Source organism: Achromobacter maghribensis (assembly GCF_057334215.1).
This window is the reverse complement of sequence record NZ_JBHFII010000005.1, coordinates 234,796-260,364: the sequence shown is the minus strand read 5'-3', so window position 1 is coordinate 260,364 and position 25,569 is coordinate 234,796. Positions and strand designations below refer to the sequence as shown.

24 protein-coding genes and 1 pseudogene are annotated in these 25,569 nt (G+C 66.1%); 19 read left to right on the top strand and 6 right to left on the bottom strand.

The features are described 5' to 3' along the window. Positions 1–34 precede the first annotated feature (34 nt). On the top strand, positions 35–805 hold the full coding sequence (locus ACE039_RS02745; protein WP_313464427.1) for a TatD family hydrolase: 771 nt from the start codon (positions 35–37) through the stop codon (positions 803–805). 38 nt (positions 806–843) lie between these two features. Further along, positions 844–1,725, top strand: a complete 882-nt coding sequence (locus ACE039_RS02740; protein WP_485821627.1) for an ankyrin repeat domain-containing protein — start codon at positions 844–846, stop codon at positions 1,723–1,725. Positions 1,726–1,795: 70 nt separating this feature from the next. Here ACE039_RS02740 and ACE039_RS02735 read toward each other — a convergent pair whose 3' ends face one another. Beyond that, positions 1,796–2,494, bottom strand: coding sequence for a GntR family transcriptional regulator (locus ACE039_RS02735; protein WP_313464430.1), 699 nt, complete (start codon positions 2,492–2,494; stop codon positions 1,796–1,798). Between the two features lie 307 nt (positions 2,495–2,801). Here ACE039_RS02735 and ACE039_RS02730 point away from each other — a divergent pair, with 307 nt between their 5' ends. From ACE039_RS02730 to hutG, 14 genes are all read left to right on the top strand, one after another. Next, the gene (locus ACE039_RS02730; RefSeq protein ID WP_313464433.1) at positions 2,802–3,782 is read left to right on the top strand and encodes an aminopeptidase; all 981 of its coding nucleotides are present in this window, start codon (positions 2,802–2,804) and stop codon (positions 3,780–3,782) included. Continuing rightward, positions 3,779–4,552 carry an enoyl-CoA hydratase/isomerase family protein gene (locus ACE039_RS02725; protein WP_485821626.1) on the top strand — a complete coding sequence of 258 codons (774 nt, stop codon included), beginning with the start codon at positions 3,779–3,781 and terminating at the stop codon, positions 4,550–4,552. Before ACE039_RS02730 ends, ACE039_RS02725 begins: the two co-directional genes overlap by 4 nt. A gap of 27 nt (positions 4,553–4,579) precedes the next feature. Then, positions 4,580–5,779 (top strand): CaiB/BaiF CoA transferase family protein, encoded by a 1,200-nt coding sequence (locus ACE039_RS02720; RefSeq protein ID WP_105559666.1) that lies wholly within the window; start codon positions 4,580–4,582, stop codon positions 5,777–5,779. A 119-nt stretch (positions 5,780–5,898) separates the two neighbouring features. Then, entirely contained in the window at positions 5,899–7,140 is a 1,242-nt protein-coding gene (locus ACE039_RS02715; RefSeq protein ID WP_485821625.1) for an ABC transporter substrate-binding protein, read from the top strand. Between the two features lie 24 nt (positions 7,141–7,164). Continuing rightward, positions 7,165–8,040: a branched-chain amino acid ABC transporter permease gene (locus tag ACE039_RS02710; RefSeq protein WP_448710924.1), complete on the top strand. Its 876-nt coding sequence runs from the start codon at positions 7,165–7,167 to the stop codon at positions 8,038–8,040. Between the two features lies 1 nt (position 8,041). Continuing rightward, positions 8,042–8,944, top strand: a complete 903-nt coding sequence (locus ACE039_RS02705; protein ID WP_485821624.1) for a branched-chain amino acid ABC transporter permease — start codon at positions 8,042–8,044, stop codon at positions 8,942–8,944. Further along, positions 8,941–9,702, top strand: a complete 762-nt coding sequence (locus ACE039_RS02700; RefSeq protein ID WP_485821623.1) for an ABC transporter ATP-binding protein — start codon at positions 8,941–8,943, stop codon at positions 9,700–9,702. Before ACE039_RS02705 ends, ACE039_RS02700 begins: the two co-directional genes overlap by 4 nt. Next, entirely contained in the window at positions 9,699–10,430 is a 732-nt protein-coding gene (locus ACE039_RS02695; RefSeq protein WP_448710921.1) for an ABC transporter ATP-binding protein, read from the top strand. Before ACE039_RS02700 ends, ACE039_RS02695 begins: the two co-directional genes overlap by 4 nt. Before the next feature lie 49 nt (positions 10,431–10,479). Next, complete coding sequence (locus tag ACE039_RS02690; RefSeq protein ID WP_485821622.1) at positions 10,480–11,832, top strand: amidase; 1,353 nt, start codon at positions 10,480–10,482, stop codon at positions 11,830–11,832. 199 nt (positions 11,833–12,031) lie between these two features. Beyond that, entirely contained in the window at positions 12,032–12,772 is a 741-nt protein-coding gene (locus ACE039_RS02685; RefSeq protein ID WP_310027689.1) for an IclR family transcriptional regulator, read from the top strand. Positions 12,773–12,882: 110 nt separating this feature from the next. Next, positions 12,883–13,626, top strand: coding sequence for a transporter substrate-binding domain-containing protein (locus ACE039_RS02680; RefSeq protein WP_105559656.1), 744 nt, complete (start codon positions 12,883–12,885; stop codon positions 13,624–13,626). Further along, positions 13,623–14,291 carry an amino acid ABC transporter permease gene (locus tag ACE039_RS02675; RefSeq protein ID WP_313462132.1) on the top strand — a complete coding sequence of 223 codons (669 nt, stop codon included), beginning with the start codon at positions 13,623–13,625 and terminating at the stop codon, positions 14,289–14,291. Before ACE039_RS02680 ends, ACE039_RS02675 begins: the two co-directional genes overlap by 4 nt. Beyond that, the gene (locus tag ACE039_RS02670; RefSeq protein WP_105559654.1) at positions 14,288–15,076 is read left to right on the top strand and encodes an amino acid ABC transporter ATP-binding protein; all 789 of its coding nucleotides are present in this window, start codon (positions 14,288–14,290) and stop codon (positions 15,074–15,076) included. Before ACE039_RS02675 ends, ACE039_RS02670 begins: the two co-directional genes overlap by 4 nt. Then, positions 15,073–16,020, top strand: coding sequence for a formimidoylglutamase (gene hutG, locus ACE039_RS02665; protein ID WP_485821621.1), 948 nt, complete (start codon positions 15,073–15,075; stop codon positions 16,018–16,020). Before ACE039_RS02670 ends, hutG begins: the two co-directional genes overlap by 4 nt. A gap of 80 nt (positions 16,021–16,100) precedes the next feature. Here the strand turns inward: hutG and ACE039_RS02660 are convergent. The 5 genes and pseudogenes from ACE039_RS02660 to ACE039_RS02640 all read right to left on the bottom strand — a co-directional run. Beyond that, a pseudogene (locus ACE039_RS02660) lies at positions 16,101–17,504 on the bottom strand (efflux transporter outer membrane subunit); the annotation flags it as partial. A gap of 10 nt (positions 17,505–17,514) precedes the next feature. Further along, the gene (locus ACE039_RS02655) at positions 17,515–18,444 is read right to left on the bottom strand and encodes an efflux RND transporter periplasmic adaptor subunit (protein ID WP_485821620.1); all 930 of its coding nucleotides are present in this window, start codon (positions 18,442–18,444) and stop codon (positions 17,515–17,517) included. After that, a complete protein-coding gene (locus ACE039_RS02650) occupies positions 18,437–18,631 on the bottom strand; it encodes a DUF1656 domain-containing protein (RefSeq protein WP_050446448.1) in 195 nt (64 codons plus the stop codon). Before ACE039_RS02650 ends, ACE039_RS02655 begins: the two co-directional genes overlap by 8 nt. Next, positions 18,621–20,648, bottom strand: a complete 2,028-nt coding sequence (locus ACE039_RS02645) for an FUSC family protein (protein ID WP_485821619.1) — start codon at positions 20,646–20,648, stop codon at positions 18,621–18,623. Before ACE039_RS02645 ends, ACE039_RS02650 begins: the two co-directional genes overlap by 11 nt. A gap of 243 nt (positions 20,649–20,891) precedes the next feature. After that, the gene (locus tag ACE039_RS02640) at positions 20,892–21,824 is read right to left on the bottom strand and encodes a LysR family transcriptional regulator (protein WP_485821618.1); all 933 of its coding nucleotides are present in this window, start codon (positions 21,822–21,824) and stop codon (positions 20,892–20,894) included. A gap of 275 nt (positions 21,825–22,099) precedes the next feature. Here ACE039_RS02640 and ACE039_RS02635 point away from each other — a divergent pair, with 275 nt between their 5' ends. The 3 genes from ACE039_RS02635 to ACE039_RS02625 all read left to right on the top strand — a co-directional run bounded on the left by ACE039_RS02635 (position 22,100) and on the right by ACE039_RS02625 (position 25,372). Further along, positions 22,100–23,389: a Glu/Leu/Phe/Val family dehydrogenase gene (locus ACE039_RS02635; RefSeq protein WP_105559647.1), complete on the top strand. Its 1,290-nt coding sequence runs from the start codon at positions 22,100–22,102 to the stop codon at positions 23,387–23,389. Positions 23,390–23,493: 104 nt separating this feature from the next. Beyond that, on the top strand, positions 23,494–23,973 hold the full coding sequence (locus tag ACE039_RS02630; RefSeq protein ID WP_332007395.1) for a thioesterase family protein: 480 nt from the start codon (positions 23,494–23,496) through the stop codon (positions 23,971–23,973). Positions 23,974–24,259: 286 nt separating this feature from the next. Next, entirely contained in the window at positions 24,260–25,372 is a 1,113-nt protein-coding gene (locus ACE039_RS02625) for a porin (RefSeq protein WP_485821617.1), read from the top strand. Positions 25,373–25,569 lie beyond the last annotated feature (197 nt).

Genomic DNA, 25,569 nt, shown 5'->3' with positions numbered 1-25,569 from the left:
CGAGGCGCCGCGGCTCTTTTCTCGTAGTCAAAACATGTACGTCGATTCCCACTGTCATTTGAATTTTCCGGAACTGGCCGCTGATCTGCCTGCCATCCTTGACCGGATGGCCGCCAACCAGGTGACCCACGCGCTGGTCGTCAGCGTCAACATGCCCGAATGGCCTGGCCTGATGGCGCTGGTCGAGCCGCAGCCCAATCTGTGGGCCTCGGTGGGCGTGCATCCCGATTACGAAGACACGCCGGACCCCACCCCGGAAGAGCTGGCCCGGTTGTCCGAACATCCGAAGGTCGTGGCCATCGGCGAGACCGGGCTGGATTACTACCGGTTGTCGGAGCCGCTGGACTGGCAGCGCGAACGCTTCCGTCGCCACATCCGCGCCGCCCGCGATACGGGCTTGCCGCTGATCGTCCATACGCGTTCGTCCGCCGAGGACACGGTGCGCATGCTGCAAGAAGAGCGCGCGTCGGAGGTGGGCGGGGTCATGCACTGCTTCACCGAGAATTGGGAAGTGGCGCAAGCCGCGCTGGACCAGAACTTCTACATTTCGCTGTCGGGCATCGTCACGTTCAAGAACGCCCAGGTGGTGCACGAAGTGGCGGCCAAGGTGCCGCTGGACCGCCTGCTGATCGAGACGGACTCGCCGTACCTGGCGCCCGTGCCGTATCGGGGCAAGCTCAACGATCCCTCCAAGGTGATCCACGTGGCTGAGAAGATCGCCGACCTCAGAGGCATCACCGTGGCCGAGGTGGCGCAGGCCTCGACCGAAAATTTCTTCCGTCTTTTCAATAAGATAAAGAAATAATTCAAACCCGATTATTTAATGTGAACGCTAGGATAGCCATGACCGCCCACGCTTCGACCGCTCGTCACGTCCTGTTGTCGCATTGCCGGGGGGCGCTGCTGGCGCTGGCCGTCGGATTGGCGACCCCTGCGGCGCATGCCGCCAACGCCGGCGACTGGTGGGTGTACGTCGCCAACGACTATCCCAACGACATCAAAGAACTGCTGGCCCAGGGGTCCGATCCCAACGTTCGCTACCAGAACGGCCAGCCCGCATTGATGCGCGCGGTGGTGGACGGCGCCTGGAAGGTGTTCGACGTGATCGCGGCCGACAAGCGCACCGACGTGAATGCCGAGAATCCGGCGGGCGAAACGCCGCTGATGTACCTGGCGATCGCCGGGCAGACCGAGCGGGCGAAACAGCTGATTGCACGCGGGGCCCAGGTCAATCGGTTGGGATGGACGCCGTTGCACTACGCGGCCTCCAAGGGGCAGATGGAGATGGCGCGCCTGCTGCTGTCCAGGAAGGCCATCGTGAACGCCCCGGCGCCAGGCGGCGAGACGCCGCTGATGATGGCGGCGCTGGGCGGCAACAAGGCGATGGTGGATCTACTGCTGAAATCGGGCGCCGATGTGACGACGCGCGACCTGAAAGGCCAGAGCGCGGCTGACTGGGCGCGCAACGGCAAGTCCGCCTCTCTGGCGACCGAACTGACTGCGATGGTGGCCAGCGCCGACGACGCCAAGCGTGCGCGCCGGGCGGCAAACCCGGCCCCCGACGGCGCGCAGGCGGCTCCGACGCCGGAAGCGGTCACCCCGACGGCAGCGCCCCAGGCGCAGCCCGCGCCGGCCGCGTCCGCGCCCGCGCCATCGCCATCGCCCAGCGTGGGCGGCGTGTCGGGCGTGCGGCTGAACAACTACGACACGCCGGCCTCGCCCTGAGGCCCGCGGGCGTGGCCCCGGCCGTCAGCCAATGCTGGCTGGGCCCGGCCGCGGGGACTGTCGTCGCCGCTTAGATGACGTAGTTCTTGTAGCGCTCGATATATTCGCGGGCGCTGGCGTTCAATTCGCGCACGCAGCGCTCGGCTTCGTCGGCGTCGCCACGAACCATCGCGTCCAGCAGGGCACGATATTGCTTGATTCCCATTTCTGAACGGCCCGGCAGCAACGCCACGCGGCGCATCGACACGCGGGTGCGGTCGTAGATGCGTTCGATCATGTCGCTAAGCACGGGGTTGCCCGCCAGTTCTTTGACGTGATTGCGGAATTGTTCAATCGTGGCCACGTGGGCCTCGATGTCGCCGTTCTTCAGGCTTTGTTCGAAGGGCTCGCCCAGCAGGGCCTGCATGGCCGCCCAATCAGCGGGCGTCGCATTGGCGATTGCCAGCCGCACGGCCAACCCGTCCAACGCCTCTCGCACCTGATAGAGGCGATACGTGGTCTCCATGTCCACCAGCGCCACGACCGCGCCTTTGTTGGGCACTCGTTCCACCAGAGCACGGTCTTCCAGCGTGGCCAGCACCTCCCGCGCCTTAGCGCGCGGGATGTCGTAGGCCTGGGCCAGATCCTCTTCGGGCACGCGGGTGCCGGGCAACAGCGCTTGCGAAGCGATGCGTTCGCGCAGATCGCGGATGACGTCGTGGGTCGAGGCCGCCTTGCGCTGTTCTGTCGGGGCGGCGTCAGAGGGGGGATTGGCGCGTTTAGTGGGCATGAAAGCACCTGGATTGAGTCGCGGCAAGCATAGCATTATTTTGAACTCAAGATTGTGCACAATTAAGAATGCTAAATTGTAAATCAACGTTGACACAATAAAACGCACAAGAATATAGTGGGCTCACTTCGTCGGCTTACCCACGCATCCAAGGAGCCCAGGGCAATGAAAGACGCCGTGCAGTCATCTCAACTTCCTGGTCCGCAATGCCCGGCCTGCGTGCAGCGGCGCCATGCCGCCGTGGCGCCAGGCGTGGCCAATGGCCCGCCGGGGTTCCACGCGCCGCACGCGGCATAAGGGGCATTGCATGCATACCTTGTTGAAACTGAAGAACGCCCGCAAAGTCGTGAGCCAACTGGGCGCCGCCCGGCCCGGCATGGAAGTGCTGGTGCTGTACGACCTGCACACCGATCACAATGTCGAACCCTTGGCCATTGCCGTGGACGAGGCGGGCGCGGGGTTGAATCTGCTGCAGATTGCCGGTTCGACGCGCCACGGCCGCCAGTTCTCGCCCGTGGTCGCGCAGGCCATGCGGGCCGCGGACCTGGTGATCGCGCTGACCCGCGCCAATGCCGCGCATACGGATGCGCGCCAAGCGGCCACCCGTGCGGGCGTGGGAGTCATCGTCCTGCCGGAATCGCATCAGGCCGACTTCTTCCTGGCCGAAGGCTGGGACGCCGACTTTGATGCGTTGCGACCACAGATCGAAGGCCTGGCCGACGCCCTGACGCGGGCGGACACGGCTCGGGTGACGACGGCGCTGGGCACGGACGTCACGATGAGCATCGCCGGCCGCCGGGGCCGGGCGCTGCATGGTTTTGCCAATACGACAGACATTTCGGCCGGGTATTGCCTGGAGTCCAGCCTGGCGCCGGTGGAAGGGACGGCCGAGGGAGTGATCGTGGTGAACGCCAGCATTCCCGGCGTATCGCTGATCCGCGACGAACCGGTTCGCATCCATATCGAGAAAGGGATGGCCGTGGCAATCGAAGGGGGGGCAGTGGCCCGTCAGTTCCGCGACCTGCTGGCCAGCTTCAACGACCCGCTGGTCTACAACCTGGGCGAGCTGGGCGTTGGCATGAATCCGCGCTGCGAGCTGGACGGCACCATGCTGTCGGACGAGTCCGTCTACGGATCGATCCAGCTGGCGCTGGGCACCAGCGCCTATATCGGCGGCACGGTCAAGGCGGCGGCGCATTACGACACCATTGTCACGGACGCCACGCTGGCCCTGGATGGCCGCGTGGTGCTGCAAGGCACCGAGCTGCGGCTGGAGGAGGCGGCATGAGCATCGACCTGAGCCGTGAACCGGACGGCGTGGCCACCGTGCTGATGAACCGTCCGGCCAAGCGCAACGCCTTTACGTTGGACATGTACCGGGATTTCGGCCGGATCATGGGCGAACTGGACGCGGATGATGCCGTGCGCTGCGTGGTGTTGCGCGGCGCGGGCGGTGCTTTTTGCGCCGGCAGCGACATCGCGGGGTTTGGCGACGATCGCGACGGCGCGGCGCAGGCGGCGGACTATGCCGCCTTCACGCTATCGATGACGGACCGGCTGAAGCATCTGCGCCATCCCACGCTGGCCTGCATCGAAGGCGTATGCGTAGGGGGCGGGCTGGAGCTGGCCGCATTGTGCGACATCCGGATTGCCGGGCGAAGCAGCCGATTCGGCATCCCCGTCAATCGCATCGGCCTGACCGTCGACCACCAGGAACTGGCGGACCTGATTGCGGTCATCGGCGCCACGCGCGTGCTGGAGATTTTGTTGGAAGGCCACGTCTTCGGCGCCGACGAAGCCATGTCCAAAGGCCTGCTGACCCGCGTCGTGGATGACGAACACGTCGTCGAGCAGGCCTATGCCGCGGCGCGCCGCATCGCCGCCGCCGCGCCGCTGGTGAATCGCTGGCACAAGCGGTTCGCCGGCCAGTTGCGCGCAGGCCGCCCGCTGACCGAGGCCGAGCGCCGCGAAGCCTATGCCTGCTTTGGCACCGAGGATTATCGGCGTGGACGCATGGCGTTCGCCAGCAAGCAAGTTCCTGTTTTCACCGGCCGCTGACCGGCCACCGACTCCGACGGATCCGACATGACTCACGCTGCATCCCCCCTGGCCGGCATCAAGATCCTGGATCTGTCCCAGATCATGGCCGGCCCATATTGCACGATGGTGCTGGCCGACCTGGGCGCCGAGGTCATCAAGGTCGAGAAGACCGGCACGGGCGACGATTCCCGCGAGATGGGCCCCTATGTGAACGGGGAGTCCACCTGCTTCGCACAGATCAACCGCAACAAGCAGGGCATCGCGCTGAATTTGAAAGACCCCGAGGCGCGCGAGGTGCTGTATGAACTGGCGCGCTGGGCCGACGTGGTGGTCGAGAACTACCGCGTGGGCGTGACCCGGTCTTTGGGGGTGGACTACGAGACGCTTTCGCGGATCAATCCGCGCCTGGTGTATTGCTCGATTTCCGGCTATGGCCAGTCCGGGCCGTATGCGGGCAAGGGCGGCTTCGACCTGGTGGCGCAAGGCATGAGCGGCATCATGAGCATGACGGGCGAACCGGGCGGACGGCCGTTGAAGTCCGGCATCGCCATCTATGACGTGGGCGCGGGGCTGACGGCGGTTTACGCCATCCTGGCCGCCTGCATCCACCAGATGAAGACGGGCGAAGGCCAGCACATCGATATCGCGCTGGCCGAATGCGGCTTGCCATGGTTCGTGTGGGAGGCCGCCGCCTACTTTGCCGACGGCACCGTGCCAGAAGGCACGGGCAGCCGCCATCGGGTGTCCGCGCCGTACCAGGCGTTCGGCACGCGCATGGGGTTCATCATGATTGGCGCCGCCAACCAGCGCACCTGGGAACGCCTGTGCGCCGATGTGTTGGAGCGCCCCGAACTGATCGCCGACCCGCGCTTCGTCACCAACTCCGACCGGCTGGCGAATATCGCCGAACTGGAACCCATTCTTGAGGCCGAGTTCGCCCGTGCCGACGCCGCGGAATGGATCGCGCGCTGCGAACGGGCCTCGGTGCCTTGCGGGCCCATCAACGATTTCGGCCAGGCAATGCAAGACCCGCACTATCTGGCGCGCGGCATGGTGCAGGAACTGGACCACCCCACGCTGGGGGTGATGAAGACCCTTGGCATCCCCACCAAATTCTCGCGGACGCCGGGCGCGTTGCGCACCGCGGCGCCGCTGATGGGCCAGCACACCGACGACGTGCTGAAGCGCTTTGGCGTGTCCGAAGACAGGATCGCGGGCATGCGCGCGCGGGGGGTGATCGCGTAGTCCCGGCACCCGCAGCAGGCAGTACCGAAGTCGCATCCAAGCTACAGGGGACGCCGGCGTGGCCTACGCCGGCGGCTATTCGAAGTTGAACAACGATGTTCACGCCGCAAGGAACCTTCATGACGCAGCCTACTCATCTTTCCCGACGCGATTTCCTCGCCGCCAGCGCCGCACTGGCGGCAGCAGGCGCGGTGCCCGGCCTGGCCTGGGCACAGGCCCAGGCGGCCCCGCCTTTCCGGTTGGGGGCGCTTAACTCCATCACTGGTGTCGGCGGACCGTATGGCCCCGCCATGCTGGAGGCCATCAAGATCGCCATTGCGGAAGTGAACGCCGCGGGCGGCGCGGCGGGCCGGCAGATTCAGCTGTACGCCGAAGACGACCAGACCAAACCCGATGCCGCCGTACTGGCGGTGAAGAAGCTCATCGAGATCAACAAGGCCGAAGCGGTGGTGGGCATCTGGCCATCGTCGGTGGGGCTGGCCGCCATGCCGATCACGAACGCGGCGGGGCTCATCACCATGAACACCTGCGGCGCGCCCGAGATGCTGACCGAGAACAAGCAGGGGCTGGCGTGGATGTTCCAGGCGTCCAATGCCGTGTTTGGCCGCGCCTTCGCCGAAGTGGCGCGCCAGCGCGGCTTCAAGCGGCCGGCGGTGATGGCGTTCAACAATTCCACCTTTGTCGGGCAGGCCAACTACTTCCGCGACGCGTGGCGGGAGAAGGGCGGGGACGTCAGCGCGTTCACGGTCTACGAGCCCAACCAGACCACGTACCGCACCGAACTGAACAAGGTGCTGGCGTCCAAACCCGATGTGATTTCGCTTAGCGCGTACCGGCCCGACGCCACCATCATCCTCAAGGAGTGGTTCCAGACCGGTCAGGACTGCAAATTCATCATGCCGGGCTGGACCGCCAATGAAGACCTGGTCAAGGCGCTGGGCAAAGAGGCAACGGAAGGCATCATTTCGATCTCGAACGTGGCGGCGCACGAGCATCAGGCGTACAAGCGTTTCGCCGCCGAATTCCGCAAGCGCACGAAGCGCGAGCCGGATATTTTTGCGTCGCAGTCCTACGACATGGTGATCACGCTGGCGCTGGCCATCGAGGCAGCGGGCGCTCGTGCGGATGTGGCGGCCATCAACGGCAAGATCCGCGCGGTGACGGGGGCGGGCGGCGGCGAGAAAGTCAGCGGCTTTGCCCAGGGGCAGGCGTCGTTGCGCGCCGGCAAACCGGTGGACTACGACGGCGCCTCTTCGCGGCTGGACTTCGGCAAGCAGGGCGAGACCGTGCCCGATTTCGGCGTGTTCGACATCCGCGACGGCAAGCTGGTGCTTAACGAAGTCATCGCCGGCAAGGTCTGACGGCCATTCCAAGGGGAACATAAGATGGATGCAATCACCGTCATCAACGCCGGGATCAACGGCGTTGTGATCGGGATGCTGCTGGCATTGCCGGCACTGGCGATTACGCTGGTGTTCGGCATTGCCCGCTTTCCCAACGCCGCCAGCGGCGACTACATGACGCTGGGGGCCTATGCCGCCGTTTTTACCCAGGCGCTGGCTGGCGGGTCCATGCTGGCGGGCGGCCTGGCCGCTGTCGCGGCGACCACCGCCGTCAGCCTGTTTTTCTATGCCTGGGTGTTCCGGCCGCTGGAGTCCCGTTCCAACGTGTCCCGGCTGATCGCTTCGATCGGCGTCGCGTTCGCCTTGCGCAGCACGATCACCTTCTTTGCCGGGCAAGACCAATACACCTTTGACCTTCCCCTGACCCGGGCCTGGAACTTCGGCGGCGTGCGGATCCTGCCCACCGATGTCGCTATCGTGGGCATCGCCGTGGCGGCGCTGGCGCTGGTCTTCGCCCTGATGCACATGACGCCGACCGGGCGCCGCATGCGGGCCGTGGCCGACAACCCCGAACTGGCGGCGGCCAGCGGCATCCGCGGGCGACGCGTGATGGTCACGCTGTGGAGCATTGCCGGGGCCTATTGCGGCCTGGGCGGGGTGCTGCTGGGCGTGAAAGCGGTGGTGATTCCCGAGCTGGGCTGGGAATTGCTGATGCCCATGTTCGCGGCGGTGATCCTGGGAGGGATCGGCAATCCAGTGGGCGCCATCGTCGGGATCATGGTGTTCAGCATTGCCCAGGAAGTCGCCAGTCTGGTGGTGGGGCCGGCCTACAAGATCGTCTTCGCATTCGCGGTGCTGCTATGCGTGCTGCTGTTGCGTCCCCAGGGTATTTTTGGCCGGCCGATGGCGGCGAGGTGACATGATGGAAGCCTATCTGATTGCAATCGCCATCGGGATCCTGATCTACATGCTGCTGGCCTTCGGCCTGTCGCTGCACTACGGGTTCACCGGCTTGATCAATTTCGGCCACGTCGGCTTCTTCGCGATCGGCGCGTATACGTCGGCGCTGCTGTCGCTGAAGGGCGTGCCGGTGCCGGTCTCCATGGCGGCGGCGGCCGCGTTCGCGGCCCTGGCAGCCTATCCGCTGGGCATGATCGCGTTGCGGCTGGGCAGCGACTACCTGGCCATCGTGACCTTGGGGTTTTCGGAATCCGTGCGCATGGTCTTGCAGACCGAGGAATGGCTGACGCGCGGCATGCACGGCCTGCCTGGCATCCCGCGCCTGTTCGCCGGCTGGGCGTCGCCGCAAACCGTGGACCTGTGGATCATGGTGCTGTTGTTGGCCGTGAACGCGGGCGCGTTGCTGCTGATCCACCTGGTGATCCGCAGTCCCTTCGGACGCGTCATCGAAGCGGTGCGCGACAACGAGGTTGCCGTCCGCGCCCTGGGCAAGGACCCGGCCAAGTTCAAGACGCGGTCGCTGATGCTGGGCGCGGGGCTGGCAGGGCTGGCCGGCGCGTTCCAGGCGCACTACCTGACCTTCATCAGCCCCGAGCAGTTCGTGCCGCTAATCACGTTCTACATATGGATCGCCATCATCCTGGGCGGCGTGGGGCGCTTGAGCGGCGTCGTGGCCGGAACGGCGCTGCTGGTCGGATTCCTGGAGGGATCGCGCTTTGTGCGGGACTTCGTGGGGGGCATCTCGGAAGTCCAGATGGCCAGTGTACGGATCGGCATCATCGGCATCGCGCTCATCTGCGTGGTGCTGTATCGGCCGCAGGGCCTGTTCGGCAATACCTCCACACGCAGGAGAAAGGCATGACGCTGCTTTCCATCACCGGGCTGAGCGCCAGCTTCGGCGGCTTCAAGGCGCTGGACGACGTTACGCTCGAAGTGCGCAAAGGCGAACTGGTCGGGGTGATCGGCACCAATGGCGCGGGCAAGAGCACGCTGTTTTCGGTGGTCACGGGCTACATTCCGCCCACCACGGGGTGCGTGCGGTTCGCGGACGAGGACATCACCGGCGTAGCCGTGCATCAACGCGTGCGACGCGGGTTGGCGCGCACGTTCCAGGTGCCGCGCGAATTCAGTCAGTTGACGGTCTTTGACAACATGATGGCGGCGGCCCCCGACCAGCGCGGCGAAAAACTGATGGCACTGGTCTTCGCGCGCCGCGAGGTGGCCCGCGAAGAGGCGCGCCATGCCGAACGCGTGCATGAGCTGCTGGCGTTCCTGAACCTGTCGCGGGTGGCGGACGAGCCGGCCGGCAAGCTGTCGGGTGGCCAGAAGAAGCTCTTGGAATTGGGCCGGCTGCTGATGCTGGAGCCACGCTGCATCTTGCTGGACGAGCCGTTTGCGGGCGTCAACCCGGTGCTGATCGAAGAGCTGTCCGCGCGCATCGTGGAATTGAATCAGCGTGGCCTGACGGTGGCGATCATCGAACACAACCTGGATGAACTGGCGCGGATCGTTCCCCGCATGTACGTGATGGATGGGGGGCGCGTCGTCGCAGAGGGCGCGCCCGATAGCGTGCTGGCCAACGAGCGCGTGCGCGAAGCCTACATGGGAGGGGTGATATGAGTCTGCTCGTCATGCAGGGCTTGTCCGGCGGCTATGCCGAGGTGGACATCGTCAGCGGAATCGACATGACCGTGGCGGCCAACGAGATCGTCACGATCGCCGGCACCAACGGCGCGGGCAAGTCCACGCTGGTCAAGGCGGTGATGGGGCTGTTGCCGCGCATCGCGGGCGCGATGGCGTTCGATGGCCGGGACTTGCTGGCGCTGCCCGTCGAGGAACGCGTGCGCATCGGCATCTCTTATGTGCCCCAGGTTCGCAACGTGTTCGGCGCCCTGACCGTGCTGGAAAACCTGCAGGTGGTCGAACACGTGCAGGGCCGCGATCAGCGCATCCGCGACATGTTCGACCTGTTTCCAGCCCTGGCCGGACGCCGCAAGACGCATGCCGAAAATCTGTCCGGCGGCGAGCGACAGCAACTGGCGTTCGCGAGGGCGCTGATGTCTTCGCCGCGCCTGATGGTGCTGGACGAACCCTCGGCCGCGTTGTCGCCGGCACTAACCGAACAGGTGTTCGCCGAGGTGCGCCGCTTGCCGAAGATCGGCGTGGCCGTGCTGATGGTGGAGCAGCGCGCGCGCCAGGCGCTGGCATTCAGCGACCGGGGCTACATCCTGGATTCGGGCCGCATCGTGCTGACCGACACCGGGCAGGCCCTGCTGGCCAATCAGCACATGAGCGACTTGTACATCGGGCGGGGCGGCCATCCGTCCGATGCCAGCCCGCCGGCCTGAGGCGGCCGCGCCGTAGCCCGCCACCCTTTATCTTCACAGGAGCCGCACCTTGCCCACTTCCGACACGATTGACCGCCCGGCGTCCGCCGTGCGCCGCCCCGCGCCCGGCGCCATCGCCGCCTTGACCGCCACCGAGGGGTTGGCGGCGCTTGCGCAGGGCAGTTTGACTTGCGAGGCCTGGGCGCACGCCTGCCTGGACCGGATCGACGAGCGCAACGCCGGCGTCCAGGCCTGGGTGCGGGTGGATGCCGAGGGCGCATTGGCGCGGGCACGCGAATGGGACCGCCACGGCCGGCGGCGCTTACTGGACGGGGTGCCACTGGGCATCAAGGACACCATCGATACCGCCGACATGCCCACCGAACTGGGCGATCCGGAGATCTTCCCGGGGCGCCAACCCGAGGCCGACGCGCCGGTCGTGGCGCAAGCGCGCGCCCTGGGATTCAACGTACTGGGCAAGAACACGGTGTCGCGGCACGCGATCATGCTGCCCGGGCCCGCACGTAATCCGCATGATTTGAGCCGCACGCCCGCGGCATCATCCGCAGGCTCGGCCGCCGCGGTCGCCGACTTCATGACGCCGCTGTCCATCGGCACGCAGACGGCGGGGTCGATCCTGCGGCCATCCGCCTTTTGCGGCGCGGTGGGGTTCAAGCCCACGCTGGACGCCATTCCCTACGTCGGTATCCGCCGGTACTCGCGGGTATTGGACGTGATTGGGCCGATCTCCCGCAGCGTGGACGACGCGGCGCTTTTCATGCGCGCCTTCACCGGCGACCCGCGCTACGACCCCGGCCTGCCGCTGCGGCGCGATTTTCGGGTGGGGGTGTGGCGCCCCAAGGATTGGGCCGACACCGAACCTTGCATGCGCGAGCGTTTCGAGGCGAACTTGCGCGCCTTGTCGGCGGCGGGCGTGACGGTGACGGAACTGGCCATGCCCGCGGCGTTCGACACGATGGGCGAGGCGCAGGACGTGATCATGGCCTACGACCTGGCTCGCGAGTACGCGGCCCTTAAGCGCGATCACGCCGCACTGTGCGATCCCGGGCTGATCGACTATCTGACCCTGGGCGAAGGATTGTCGGCGGAGGACTACGCCGGCGCCCTGAACGCGGCCGATGCCTGCCGCCGGGCCTTCTATGACGTGGCGGCGGGCGTCGATGCCGTGGCCATGCCCTCCACGCTGGGGGAAGCGCCCCCGGCCAGCAGCACCGGCAGTTCGGCGTTCATCCGCATCTGGTCCTTATTGCACAACCCGTCCATCACGTTGCCGGTGGCGCGTGGACCCAATGGCTTGCCGCTGGGATTCCAGATGGTGGGCTTCGTCAAGGAGGACGCCCGGCTGCTGTACTGGGCCCGTTGCGCCGAACGCATCCTGGGATCGACCGCGCATCAGGCCTGATACCGATCCCGGCCCCCTCGGGGGTATCGTCCGCCGCCGTTCGCCGGCCATGGGCGGACGGTTGCTGGCGCCTTCGGGCGCCTTTTTTCGTTCTCGAATTCGGGGTTTTCCCTGTTGTTTCTCAATAAGCGGGAATGAAAAGCACTGATTTAGCCGGAAGTTGATAATCTCAGCGCCATATTGATTGGAGTTGAGAGTGATGTCGGATCCCTCGGTAGGGGCAGGCGCGGATCGCGTCCTTTATGTGCTGGCCACCTTGGCCCGGCACGACGGCACGCTGACCATCGCCGCGCTGGCCGAAAAGACCGGCCTGGCGCAAAGCACGCTGTACCGCCAGGTTGCGTTGCTGAAACGCTGGGGGTTCGTGGCCGAGCACGAGGGCGAATATGGCCCGGGGCCGCTGTGCGTCCAACTGGCCTGGGGCTTTGACCAATCGTCTTTCCTGATCCACGAAGCGCAGCCCGACATGGCCGCGTTGGCCGCCGCCTCCGGAGAAACCATCGGCTTGCTGGTGGCGGTCAAGGACCAGGCCGTGTGCCTGGACATGGTGGAAAGCCAGCATCCGCTGCGCTGTTCCTTCACCAAGGGGCGGGGCCTGCCATTGGCGCGCGGTGCCTCGGCGAAATCGCTGTTGGCGTTCATGCCGCAGGCGCGCTTGCAGACCGCGCTGGCCTATCTGGCCGCCGAAGCCGGCGTGGATGCCGCCCGCCTGGCCGATGAACTGGAAACGATCCGGGCGCAAGGCTATGCCGTGACCGACAGCGAAGTCGACGCCGGCGTCTGGGGCGTCAGCGTGCCCATCTTCCAACGCCCCAACCAGGCCGTGGCCTCCATCACGCTGATGGCGCCCTCCACGCGCGCCGCGCAGCGCCCCCAAGCGCTGATCGATCTGACCGTCGGCGCCGCGCGGCGCATTTCCGACCGCCTGAAGGTGCACTGACCCGACGTTTCCCGGCTTGCGCCGCGCCCTTGAATTCCATGCTGTACCGCTGCTGTCGCCGTATCCCTCCGCCGTATTCATCGCCGTACCTCTTTCCCATAGGACTGACCATGACCACTCGCCGCACATTGCTGACCGCCGCCCTGACGCTGGGCCTGGCCTGGAGCGCCGGCCCCGCGCACGCCCAGGAAACCATCCGCGCCGTTACCGACGCCACCTTCCCGCCGATGGAGTTCGTCAAAGACGGCAAGCGCACCGGCTTCGATATCGAACTGGTCGAAGCGCTGGCAGGCGCCATGGGCAAGAAGGTCGAGTGGATCGACATCGACTTCAAGGGCCTGATTCCCGCCCTGCAGGCTGGCCGCGCCGATATCGCCGTGTCCGCCATCTACATCACGCCCGAGCGCAGCAAGGTCGTGGACTTCACCGACCCGTACTACGCCGGCGGTCTGGTCGTGCTGACCAAGACGGATGGCCCCATCAAGACGCTGAAGGACCTGGACGGTCGCAAGGTGTCGGTGCAGGTCGGCACCAAGTCGGTCAACTATCTGAAGGACCACTTCCCGGCCGTGCAACGCGTGGAAGTCGAAAAGAACCAGGAAATGTTCAATCTGGTGCAGATCGGCCGCGCCGATGCCGCCGTGACGGGCAAGCCCGCCGCCAAGCTGTTCGCGCAAAGCACGACCGGCCTGACCGTGCTGAACGATCAGGTGACGACCGAGGACTACGGCATCGCCGTGCCCAAGAGCAAGCCCGAACTGACCCGTGAGCTGAACGCCGCGCTGCAGAAGTTGAAGAGCGACGGCAGCTACCAGGCCATCGTGACCAAGTGGTTCGAGGCGCCCGCGAAATGAACCTGGATTTCGCCCCCGTCTTCGCCGACTTCGACGCGCTGCTGCGTGGCGCGTTGGTCACCGTCGAGGTGACCGCCGGCGCCTTGCTGCTGGGCTGCGTCATCGGCCTGCTGGTTGGCGTCGGCCGGCTCAACCCGCAGCGCCGCATCGTCTACCACTTGTGCAGCACCTACCTGCTGTTCTTCCGCGGCACGCCCTTGCTGGTGCAGTTGTTCATCTGGTTCTTCGGCCTGCCGCAGTTTGGCGTGACGCTGCCGGCGTTCGCCTGCGGCGTGCTGGGCCTGGGCATGTACTCCGGCGCCTACGTGTCGGAAATCGTGCGCGGCGCGATCCAATCCGTGGATCGCGGCCAGACGGAAGCGGCGCGTTCGCTGGGGATGTCGTCCGGGCAGGCCATGCGCATCATCATCCTGCCGCAGGCGGTGGTGCGGATGATCCCGCCGCTGGGCAACGAGTTCATCGCGCTGATCAAGAACTCGGCGCTGGTGTCGCTGTTGACCATCCACGATCTGATGCACGAAGGGCAGAAGATCATCAGCGTGTCGTATCGCTCGCTGGAAACGTATCTGGTGGTGGCCTTGATCTATCTGGTCCTGACTACCGCCGCCATGGTTATTTTGCGCAAGGTGGAACACCGTCTGCGCGCCGGGGGGATGGTGCAATGAGCCAGTTCGGCAATCCGCAGGAAATGATCCGCATCCGCGGCCTGCACAAGTCTTATGGCGACCATGCCGTGCTGCGCGGGATCGATTTCGACGTGCTGCCTTCGCAGGTGGTGGTCGTGATCGGGCCCAGCGGTTCGGGCAAGAGCACCTTGCTGCGCTGCTGCAACGGGCTGGAAGTGGCGCAAGAGGGCACCGTGGATATTTGCGGCCACACCTTGCTGGACGACGGCATGCTGCTGCCGGAAGCGCAATTGAACCAATTGCGCATGCAAGTGGGCATGGTGTTCCAGGGCTTCAACCTGTTTCCCCATCTGTCGGTGCTGGACAACGTGACGGTGGGGCCGCGCACGCTGCGCGGCATGGGCCGCGGCGAAGCCAACGCGCTGGCCGAAGACCTGCTGCGCAAAGTGGGCTTGTCGCAAAAGACAGCGGCCATGCCGGCCAGCCTTTCGGGCGGCCAAAAGCAGCGCGTGGCCATCGCCCGGGCGCTGGCCATGCAGCCTAAGGTAATGCTGTTCGACGAGCCGACCTCGGCGCTGGATCCGGAGCTGGTGGGCGAAGTGCTGCAAGTGATGAAGCTGCTGGCCCGCGAGGGCATGACGATGATGGTCGTGACGCACGAAATGGGCTTTGCCCGCGACGTGGCCGACGTCGTCGCCGTGATGGATGGCGGGGTGATTCTGGAATCCGGCCCGCCGGAAGTGATCTTCAGCCAGCCGCGCGAAGCGCGTACCCGGGAATTCCTGCAGGCGGTGCTGAGCGCCGGAGCGGGGGCGGCGGCATGAGCGTTTCGCAATTGGACAAGGGCCTGTGGAAGGCACGCGACGACAGCGCCGAGCAAGGCGACACGCGCCGCCTGGCGCATATCGTCGAAGCCGCCGCAGGGCAGGCCGAAAAAGGCGAGCCGGTGTTGTTGGGCTTTGCCTGCGATGCGGGCGTGGCGCGCAACCAGGGGCGTATCGGCGCGGCCGAAGGCCCCGCCGGCATCCGAAAATTCCTGGCGGGCCTGCCCGCGCATGGCATGACGCGTTTGCTGGACGCGGGCGATGTCGTGTGCGTGGAGGATCAGTTGGAAGATGCCCAGGAGCGCCTGGGCCTGCGTGTGGCGGAACTGCTGGAGCAGGGCGCGCGCCCGCTGGTCCTGGGCGGCGGGCACGAGATCGCCTGGGGCAGTTTCCAGGGTCTGGCCCGCTGGCTGGAGGCTCGCGGCGACACGGATCCCATCCTGGTGCTGAACCTGGACGCGCACTTCGACTTGCGCACCGGGCGCCCGGGCAGTTCGGGCACGCCATTCGACCAGATCGCGCGCTATTGCGAGGCGCGCGGCCAAGCACTGCAATACGCCTGCCTGGGCGTGTCGCGGCTGGCCAATACGCCGGCGCTCTACGCCCGGGCGGCGGAAGTCGGCGCGGTCTGGGTCGAAGACCACGATATGCAGGAACGCCACCTGGAGGCCCGGCTGGCCAACGTGGACGCCTTGCTGGCACGAGCGCGCCATGTGTACCTGACGATCGACCTCGACGTGTTGTCTGCGGCGGTCATGCCCGGGGTGTCGGCGCCAGCGCCCTATGGGGTGCCGATGTCCGTGGTCGAAGAGATCGTGCTGCGGATCAAGGCCAGCGGCAAGCTGCGGTTGGCTGACATGGCCGAGTACAACCCGCGCTTCGACGTGGACGGCCACGGCGCCCGGGCGGCTGCCCGGTTGGCGTGGCAGTTGCTGTCGCGTTGAGGTGGGTCGCGTTGGGGTGAGTCGGATTGAGGTGGGTCGGATTGAGAGACCAACGCCGTGTCCGACGATCCCGCCCCCAGCGCCTTGTACAAGGCAATGCCTCCTTGCAACTGCGCCAACTGGCTGAGGGCCAACGCATCGCGTGCCTGGTTCAGGCTGCGTTGCGCCACCAGCACCGGCAGGTAGGCGCTTAAGCCGCGCGCGTAGAGTTGGGTGGCCTGTTTCAGGGCTTGTTGGCTGTCGGCCACGGCCTTCTGCAACGCGGCTTGCCGCTGGCGTTCGCTGGTCCACGCGGTCAAGGCGTCTTCCACGTCGCGCAGCGCCGAACGCACGTCCCGCTCGTAGACGCGCAGCACGGCGTCGGCGTTGGCCTGTGCCGCGGTCACGCCTGCTCGCGCGCGGCCGGCGTCGTAGAGCGACTGGCTACCCTGCATCGCCGCCGACCACGCCAGGCTGGCACCCGAGAACAGGTCGTGGATGACGCTGGCGGTGGTGCCCAGCCCCAAGGGAATACGGAATGTGGGAAAGCGTGCGGCCTGCGCCACGCCGATTTGCGCGGTGGCAGCGGCCAGGCGTCGTTCGTCCGCGCGCAGGTCGGGGCGTTGGCGAATGACGTCCGAAGGCAATGACAGCGGCAAGTCGGCCGGCATGGGCAACGCCGGCGCGGACGTTGCGAGGTCGGTATGCCAGTCTCCGGGAAACCCGCCCGCCAGCACACCGATGGCATGGCTGAAACGGGCGATGTCCGCGTCCCGCAAGGGCGGCTGGGCCTCCGCAGTTTCGCGCTCGGCGCGGGCCAGGGTGACGTCGGCCAGTGTGCCCAGGCCGCTGCGGTGCGCTTGTTCGGCCAGGCGCTCAGCCTCGGCCAGCGAGCGAATGTTGTCTTGCGCGATGGCCAGGCGCAGTTGCGCGGCGCGCAGCCCGGCGTAGTCGGACACCAGTTCGGCCACCAGGCTCACTTGCAGTGCACGATGGTCCTCGGCCAACGCCTGGATGCCCGCGTCGGCGGCCTCGACCGCGCGGCGCGTGCCGCCGAACAGGTCCAGCTCCCAACTCGCATCCAGGCTCAGATGCCAGGTTCGCGCCCGCCCGCCGGGCTGCGAACTGAGTGCCTTGCTGCCGCGGACGGCCTCGCCGGCAGCTCCGGCCGAGACCTCGGGCAGGGCGGCCGAGGCGATTTGCACGCGCTCGGCCCGTGCCTGGCGCAGGCGTGCCAAGGCAATATCCAGATCCTGATTGTGCGCCAGGGTCTGTTCGACCAGGCGGTCCAGCAAGGGATCCTGCAAGGTGCGCCACCAGGTGCGCAGGCTATCGTGGTCGCCATCGGACCTGGCGGCGTTGGCCTCGATCCAGTGCGCGGGCACATCCAGCGTCGGCGTGCGGTAGTCCGGGCCCACGGTCGTGCAGCCGGTCAGCAATGCCAACAGAAAAGGAAGCAGTGCCTGGCGAAGGCGCGGTTGCGTGCGAGGGATGGGTACATGCATGGCCTTGCCCTCACATCCAGCGGTGTAGCAGCGAGATCAGCCGGCCCTGGGGCACCGGCGTACCTGCCGAGGGCGTGACCTCGATGCTGCCGGTCATGCCGGCCGCCAGCACGACGTCATGCGGCACATGCTGGAACTCGATGCGCACCGGGATGCGCTGCGCCAGCCGGACCCAGCTGAAGCTGGGTTCCACGCTTGGCAGGCCCTGCGCGTCGGCCTGCTGGTTGCTGTCGGCAATGCCTCGCCCGATGCTGGCCACCCGCCCCGGCAACACCTGGTCGAACCCCATCAGGCGGATCCGCGCCGTCGCGCCGGGTTGGATGCCGCGCAGTTTGGTTTCCTCGAAGTACCCGGTGATCCAGAAGCTGTGGGCGTCGATCAGGGCGATGTTGGGCTGGCCCGTCACGGCGTAGTCGCCCTTGTTCAATCGCAGGCGCGTGACGTAGCCATCGGTTGGCGCACGCAGTTCGGTGCGTGCAAGATCCAGCTTCGCCCTGTCCACGGCGACCTGTGCACTGCGCAGGTCGGACCGGGCGATGGCGGCCGCCTGGGTCGCCCGCTGGATGTCCTCGGCCGGCACCAGGCTTTCCATGCCGCGGCGGCGCCGCGCCTCCTCGGTTTTCTGGCGCAAGGACACCTCGGCGGATGCCAACTGCGCTTCGGCCTGGGCCAACGCCAGTGCGAAGCTGGCGTTGTCGATGCGATAGAGCAGGTCGCCCTGTTTGACGTATTGATCGTCCATGACCGAGACTTCGGCGACGGTGCCGGACACCTCGGGAGCGATACGCACGATCTGCGCGCTGACACGGCCATCGCGGGTCCACGGGGCGACGACGTAGGCGCGCCACAGCGCGCTGACCAGGAACCCGGCAGCAACGACCACCGCAAGGGTGAGTCCTGCCCGCAGCAGCAGCTTGGCGGGAAATGAGCGTTCAGACATAAAGCACCAACAGGGAAACAAGGCAAAGGGAAATGGCGAACTCGAACAGGCCCGGATGCCACACCCAGCGCAGCACCCCGCAACGCACCAGCACGAAGCGAAGGCCCATATAGATCGGCAGGGCCAGGCAGGCGTAGACAAGGAAGGGCGGCAGGTAGATGCCGGCCAAAGAGAATTCACTGAGCATGGGTGTGGCCTTCAGAGGGGTACGGAACGTCGTTCGCATGGCGTTCCAGCAGCGCGGCGATGTCCTGCAGCACGACCGTCACGCGCCGCAGGTCATCCATCGCGGCGCGGGGCCGCATCGGCAAACGCGCCAAGGAGGTCGCTGCGCGGCGGGCATGGCGTGCGGCCCGCGCGGGATCACCGGCCCGCTGGCGCATATGGCGCAGCGTGCGCGTCACCACGCGCGGCCACTCGGCGTCGTGGGGCGCCTGGCGCAGCCAGCGTCGCAGGCGCAAGATTTCCCGACCCAGATGCAGGCTGCTCAGCGCCTGGGCGATGGCGCGATCCATCGCCTGCGGCTGCGTCCTGAGCAAGGCGCCGAGTTGCGCGATGCGGTGTTGCTGGCGCCATTGCCAGGCCGCTGCATCGGGCGGCTCGTCGTGCAAGGTGCCCAGCGCCGCGTCGCGGATGCGCTGGCGCAAGCGCGTGACGTCGCGCGCCAGATTGCGCGGCAGCACGATCCTGAAGCCCAGCAACGTGAAACATGTCGCCAGGATCCAGGCCACGGCGCCATTGAGGAACAGTGCAAAGTCGTAGCGCATGGGGTTGTCCGCCGCCGCCAGTGTCGTGAACGCCACCAGATAGGCCACGCCCGCCAGCGCATGACGCGGCATCGTGGTGGCATACACGCCGGGCAGCCAGAACAGGCTCATGATGACCAGCAGCAGCGGCAGGCCCGAGACGTGCGGCAGCACGATGAAGGTGCACAGAAAGGCCATCGCCACGGCGGCCACCGTGCCCTTGATGAATTCAACCGCACCCAGCGCGGGGCTGGGCGCAGTGGAGAGCAGGGCGCATGCCGCCGCCAACCCCGCCAGCATCATGTTGCCTTCCGTCCAGCCGGTGGCGATCCAGAAGGCACCGCCCATCACCACCGTCAACAGGGCGCGCACGCCATTCTGAAAAGCCGCCACCGTGTCGCGGTGAAACGGCACGGACACGCGCGCCGGCGTCGGCCTGGGTTGGTGGAACCGCTCGATGCCTTCGATGGCTTGCAGGAAATCATCCAGCTGCTCGATCAAGCGATCGCCTGCGATCATCAGCGCAGCCTGCTCGGCGGCATCGTCCAGCGAGGTCGCGGCAAGGACGGCCACCAGCCGGGCGCGCAGGTCGGTCAGTCGCCCGATGGCACGCGTCCTTCCGGTCGGGCCGCGATCGGCCGGGCCGGGTTCCTGCCCCAGCGCCTGTCCGACCTCCCGCCATGCCTCCTCCCATTCCGGCTGCAACGCACGTAGCGCAGCGAGGGCGGCGCTGTGTTCGCGCAGGGGCGGCGCGCCGCCCACCAAGGCGGAAAACAGTGACACCATCGTGTGCCGCACCGTGCCGGCACGTTGGGCCAGATCGGCGGACTCGGCCTTGCCCAGCGCCAGCAGATCGTCCACGCCATACACCTCGGTGATGAGTGAACGCCGTCCGGCATCCAGGGGCTTGGCGCCCGGCTCCGCGCTGGCTTGAATGGCCTGGTGATGCGTCGCCAACACGCCCGCCGTGGCGGCCGCAAGGCGGTCGAGCAGCATGGCCAGGCGACGATGCACGCTGCGGCGGCTGAACAGGGCCGACACCAGCGCCAGGCAGACCACGCCGATCAGCACGGACGCGCCGCGTCCCATCACTTGGTCGAAGGTGCGTTCCGGATGCTGCATGGCGCCGTAGGCCGCCAGGCCCACGGTATAGCCCGCCAGCGTGGCGCCATAGGCGCGGAAATGACGCAGCAGCGTCATGCCCACCACGCACACCCCCAGCCATACGCCGAACCCAAGCAGGAAGAGCCAGGGCATTTGGCCGAAGGCGCTCATCAGCACGAAGGCCGCCAGCATCCCGACCAGCGTGCCCAGCACCCGCCACACCCCCTTGCCGATCACGCCGCCCTGCACAGGGTTGATGACGAGCAGCACGCTGGAAGCCGCCGCGTAGGGCGCGTGCAGTTCCAGCAGATAGGCCACTACCAAGGCCAGGCAGGCGGCCAGGATCGAACGCATCACATAGGTCGCGCGGGGCGTCGTCAGATCGAGATAAGGCAGTCCACGCGCCAACCCCTCCCGACACCGGGAAAGGCGTGGAAAGACGCCCGAATTTGCGTCAGGCACGTTCGCCGAATGCACGATGCAACCCTTCTACAGTGATCAATACGCATCACTGTAGGCAGGGCTAATCATTCCGAAAAGTGAATTTATTGCATTCGAACGATTGCGTGATACGCACGCATCGGCGCCAGCACGCGGCTATGGCTTGGCGCGCATGGCCGCCTGTGCCTGGCTCTCGTTGGACAGCATATGGATGGTCTGCCGCAACCATTGATGGGCCGGGTCGGCCTCCAGGCGCGGGTGCCAGGCCTGTGTCAGCAGTACCGTTTCCAGCGGCGTTGGCAGGTCGAACACGCGAATGCGCAGGCCTGCGGACAGCGCAGCGCTGGCCAGATGCCGGGGCAAGGGCAATAGCAGATCCGAATCCTGCAGGGCGAACAGCGCCGTGTACGGATTGGGCACCACCAGGGCGACGTGCCGGCGCAGCCCCTGCGCCTCCAGCGCGGCATCGAGCGGCCCGGCCGCCTTGCCACGCCGCGACACGTTGATGTGCTCCCAGCGCGTGAGGCGTTCGGGCGTGATCTCGTCGTCGAAAATCGGATGGTTGGCGCGCGCGACACCCACGAACGTCGTGGTGAACAGGGACTGCACACGAATCTCGGGCCCCAGCTTGCGCGAGGCGCTGATGAACAGGTCGATGCGGCCACTGCGCAGCGCCTCTTCGTCCACGTCGTCCTCTTCCGGCGAAAAGCGCAGCATCGCCCGTGGCATCTCGCGCGCCATCGCATCCAGGAGATGGCCCAGATGGATGCTTACGAACTCATCGGTGGCGCGGACGTTGAAACGCCGGTCCAGCACTTTCAGGTCGATCTCGGCATCGGAAGCGAACACCTGCGAGGCCTGCTCGACCGCTGCCCGGACCTGTTCGCGCAGTGCCAGCGCCTTGGGCGTGGGCATGAGCTTGCGGCCGACCTGGACGAACACAGGATCGCCCAGCGCCTCCCGGATGCGGCTCAGGGTGCGGCTCATCGCTGGCGCGCTCAGGTGCATGCGGCGCGCAGCGCCGATGACGCTGCCCTCGTCCAGCAACGCATCCAGCGCCAGCAGCAGATTGAGATCGGGACGTGGCATGGCTGCCTCTTTGTAACCTTTATGCAATCATAGGTTGTTTTGTGTGGCCTTCACCGAGCCCGGAGCGGTGCGTCACGTGCGGCGGCGACGCCAGCCAGCCAGGCTGGACGCGTCCCGGTTGGCGGCTTAGGATAGGGGCAGCTTCAAGACCGGGCTTGCGACCCGTACGGTATCCGCAACATATATATGTCCCCATTTAATATATTTTTAATTTAAATGGGGACGCTATATTTTTCACGGATAAAATGGCGCAACTTTGTCAGGAGATCATGCTCATGTCTCAAACGCCCACTCATGCCTTGCCGTCTTATCTGAATGCCGATGACCTCGGCCCCTGGGGTAATTACCTGCAACAAGTCGACCGGGTCACCCCGTACCTTGGCACGCTGAGCCGCTGGGTCGAGACGCTGAAGCGCCCGAAGCGCGCGCTGATCGTTGATGTGCCGATCGAACTGGACAATGGCACGATCGCCCACTTCGAGGGCTATCGCGTGCAGCACAACGTGTCGCGCGGCCCGGGTAAGGGCGGCGTGCGCTTCCACCAGGACGTCACCCTGTCCGAAGTGATGGCGCTGGCGGCCTGGATGTCGGTCAAGAACGCCGCGGTGAATCTGCCGTATGGCGGCGCCAAGGGCGGCATCCGCGTGGATCCGCGCAACCTGTCGCAATCCGAGCTTGAGCGCATGACGCGCCGCTACACCAGCGAAATCGGTGTGATCGTGGGTCCGTCCAAGGACATCCCGGCGCCTGACGTGGGCACCAACGCCCAGACCATGGCCTGGATGATGGACACGTATTCCATGAACGAAGGCGCTACCGCCACGGGCGTGGTGACCGGCAAGCCGATCGCGCTGGGCGGCAGCCTGGGCCGCGTCGAAGCGACGGGCCGCGGCGTGTTCGTCGTGGCGTGCGAAGCCGCCCGCGACCTGAACATCGACGTCTCGAAGTCGCGCGTGGTCGTGCAGGGCTTCGGCAACGTGGGCGGCACCGCCGCTCGCCTGTTCCATGAAGCCGGCGCCAAGGTCATCGCCGCGCAGGACCATACCGGCACGGTGCACAACGCCGAAGGGCTGGATGTTCACAAGCTGCTGTCGCACGTGTCGCAACATGGCGGCGTGGGCGGCTTCTCGGGCGGCCAAGCCTTCGACAAGGACGAATTCTGGACGCTGGAAACCGAATTCCTGATCCCGGCGGCCCTGGAAAGCCAGATTACCGCCCAGAACGCCGCCAAGGTGCGCGCCAAGGTCGTGGTGGAAGGCGCCAACGGCCCGACCACGCCGGAAGCGGACGACATCCTGGCTGAGCACGGCGTTTACGTGGTGCCGGACGTGCTGGCCAACGCTGGCGGCGTAACGGTGTCCTATTTTGAATGGGTGCAGGATTTCTCCAGCTTCTTCTGGAGCGAAGAAGAGATCAACCAGCGTCTGGAACGCATCATGCGCGAGGCCTACGGCGCCGTGTCGCAAGTGTCCAAGGAACACAAGGTCACGCTGCGCACTGCCGCGTTCATCGTGGCTTGCACCCGGATCCTTCAGGCGCGCCAGGTGCGCGGCCTGTATCCTTGAAGACTGAATCGGCGATGCGTGATTGAACGACTCGCCGAGGAGGCAGAGGAAGACAAAAACAGAAATCGCCCCGTAAGGGGCGATTTCCATTTCAGGAGACAAGCATGACGCAACACCTGCCGTCCACGACGCTGGCCGTGGACCCCGCCTGGATCGACGCATACGGCCATCTGAACGCCGCCCACTACGTCGGCATCTTCGACCGGGTCGGATTTGAATTGCTCAGCCAGGTTGGCGTGGGGCTGGACTACACCGAAGCGACGCGCTGCGGCATCTACACGATGAACGTGCACGTGGCTTATCTGCGTGAAGTCCTGGCGGGGGACCCGCTGATGCTACAGGTGCGCCTGCTGGAATCCGACAATAAGCGCTTGCTATGCCTGATGGAGCTGACGCAGACGCGCGACGGCTATCTGGCGGCCACGATGGAACAGTTGTCGTTGCATGTCGACCTGAACACGCGGCGGGCCAAGCCCTTTCCGGACGACCTGGCCGCGCGGCTGGCGCGCACGGTCACCGAACACGCCGGGCATCCGCTGCCACCCGGTTATCGGCGGTTGTTGCCGCTGCAAGGGGCCCGCTGAGCCTTGCGTACCGGTGCGGGCTACCCGGCTGGGCCGAAAGAAAAAGCCAGAATGTTGCTTGTTAACACACCCCCATGACAGCTTTGGGACCGAGCCGTACACTGGCCTCGGGTGTGGAGCTCAGGCCACAAGTAGGCGTTTTTTTCGAGATCTTGGACGGGTTTTCCTTGCGTTTAGAAAACTGACACATTGCGTCCCTAGAATTCGTTCCTGCCATGCGCCGCACGCCGTTTGCACTGCAAACCAAGCCACCTGCGCATGTATGTTCAATCAAAGGGATTACGCAATGAAAAAGACTCTGCTCGTCACCGCGCTGTTCGCCGCCCTGTCCGGCGTGGCCCAGGCCGAAACCTCGGTGACGCTGTACGGCTTGATCGATACGGGTATCGGTTTCCAGCAAATCAAGGGCAATAACGACTACAAAGAATCGAAGTTCGGCATGGTCAATGGCGTGTCGAGCGGTTCGCGTTGGGGCCTGCGCGGCGCCGAAGACCTGGGCGACGGCCTGAGCGCTGTCTTCACGCTGGAAAGCGGCTTCAACTCGGGCAATGGTCAATCGGGCCAAAGCAGCCGCCTGTTCGGCCGCCAAGCCACCATCGGCCTGAAGGCCGATTCGTGGGGCCTGCTGGAATTCGGCCGTCAGACCAACATCGCTTCGAAGTACCTCGCCGCGATCGATCCGTTCTCCGGCAGCTACGGCCAGGCTAACGTCGGCGTGGCCTTCAGCGCCGCCAACACGGTCCGCTACGACAACATGGTGCAGTACTCGACCCCGTCGTTCAGTGGCTTCCAGTTTGGCGTCGGCTATTCGTTCAACGCGTCCGACACGACCGCCGCGCAAACCGGCTTCAAGACCGCCGACAACACGCGCGCCATCACGACCGGCTTGCGCTACGTCAACGGCCCGGTGAACGTCGCGCTGACGTATGACCAGCTGAACCCCGCCAGCCAGTTGAACAACGATGCGACGCCCAAGTCCTGGACCGTCGCCGGCTCCTACGACTTCGAAGTGTTGAAGTTGGCGTTGGGCTTCGGCCAGACGCGCGACGGCTGGTTCACCGGCCAGAGCATCAACTCGTTCGGCAGCGGCACGCCCACGGCGACCAGCTTCGGCACGAACGTCGCGGTGTCGGGCTTCAAGGCCAACTCGTACCTGGTCGGCCTGACCGTGCCGTTCGGCGCCAGCAGCATCCTGGCGTCGTGGCAGCGCGCCGCCCCCAACGGCAACCCGCTGACGGCCGGCAACGATTCGACGATGAACGTCTACAGCATCGGCTACACGTACAACCTGTCCAAGCGCACCAATCTGTACGCGCTGGGTTCGTACTCGACCGACTTCGCGTTTGTCGACGGCCTGAAGAGCTCGGTCGGCATTGTGGGTATCCGTCACCGCTTCTAAGCGCCTGACGTGAACCGGTGGCGGGTGCGCGCAAGCGGCGCGCTGCCGGTTCCTTCAGGCCGCGGTTGCATTGAGCGGACTGGGCGTCTTACCCGGCCACAGACGCGAAAAAAGCGGCCACCTCCCTAGCTCCACCCTCAGTCCGCTCACCCGAACCCCGGTCTCGAAGAGACCTTGCGCGCTGCGGCGCGGGGGGG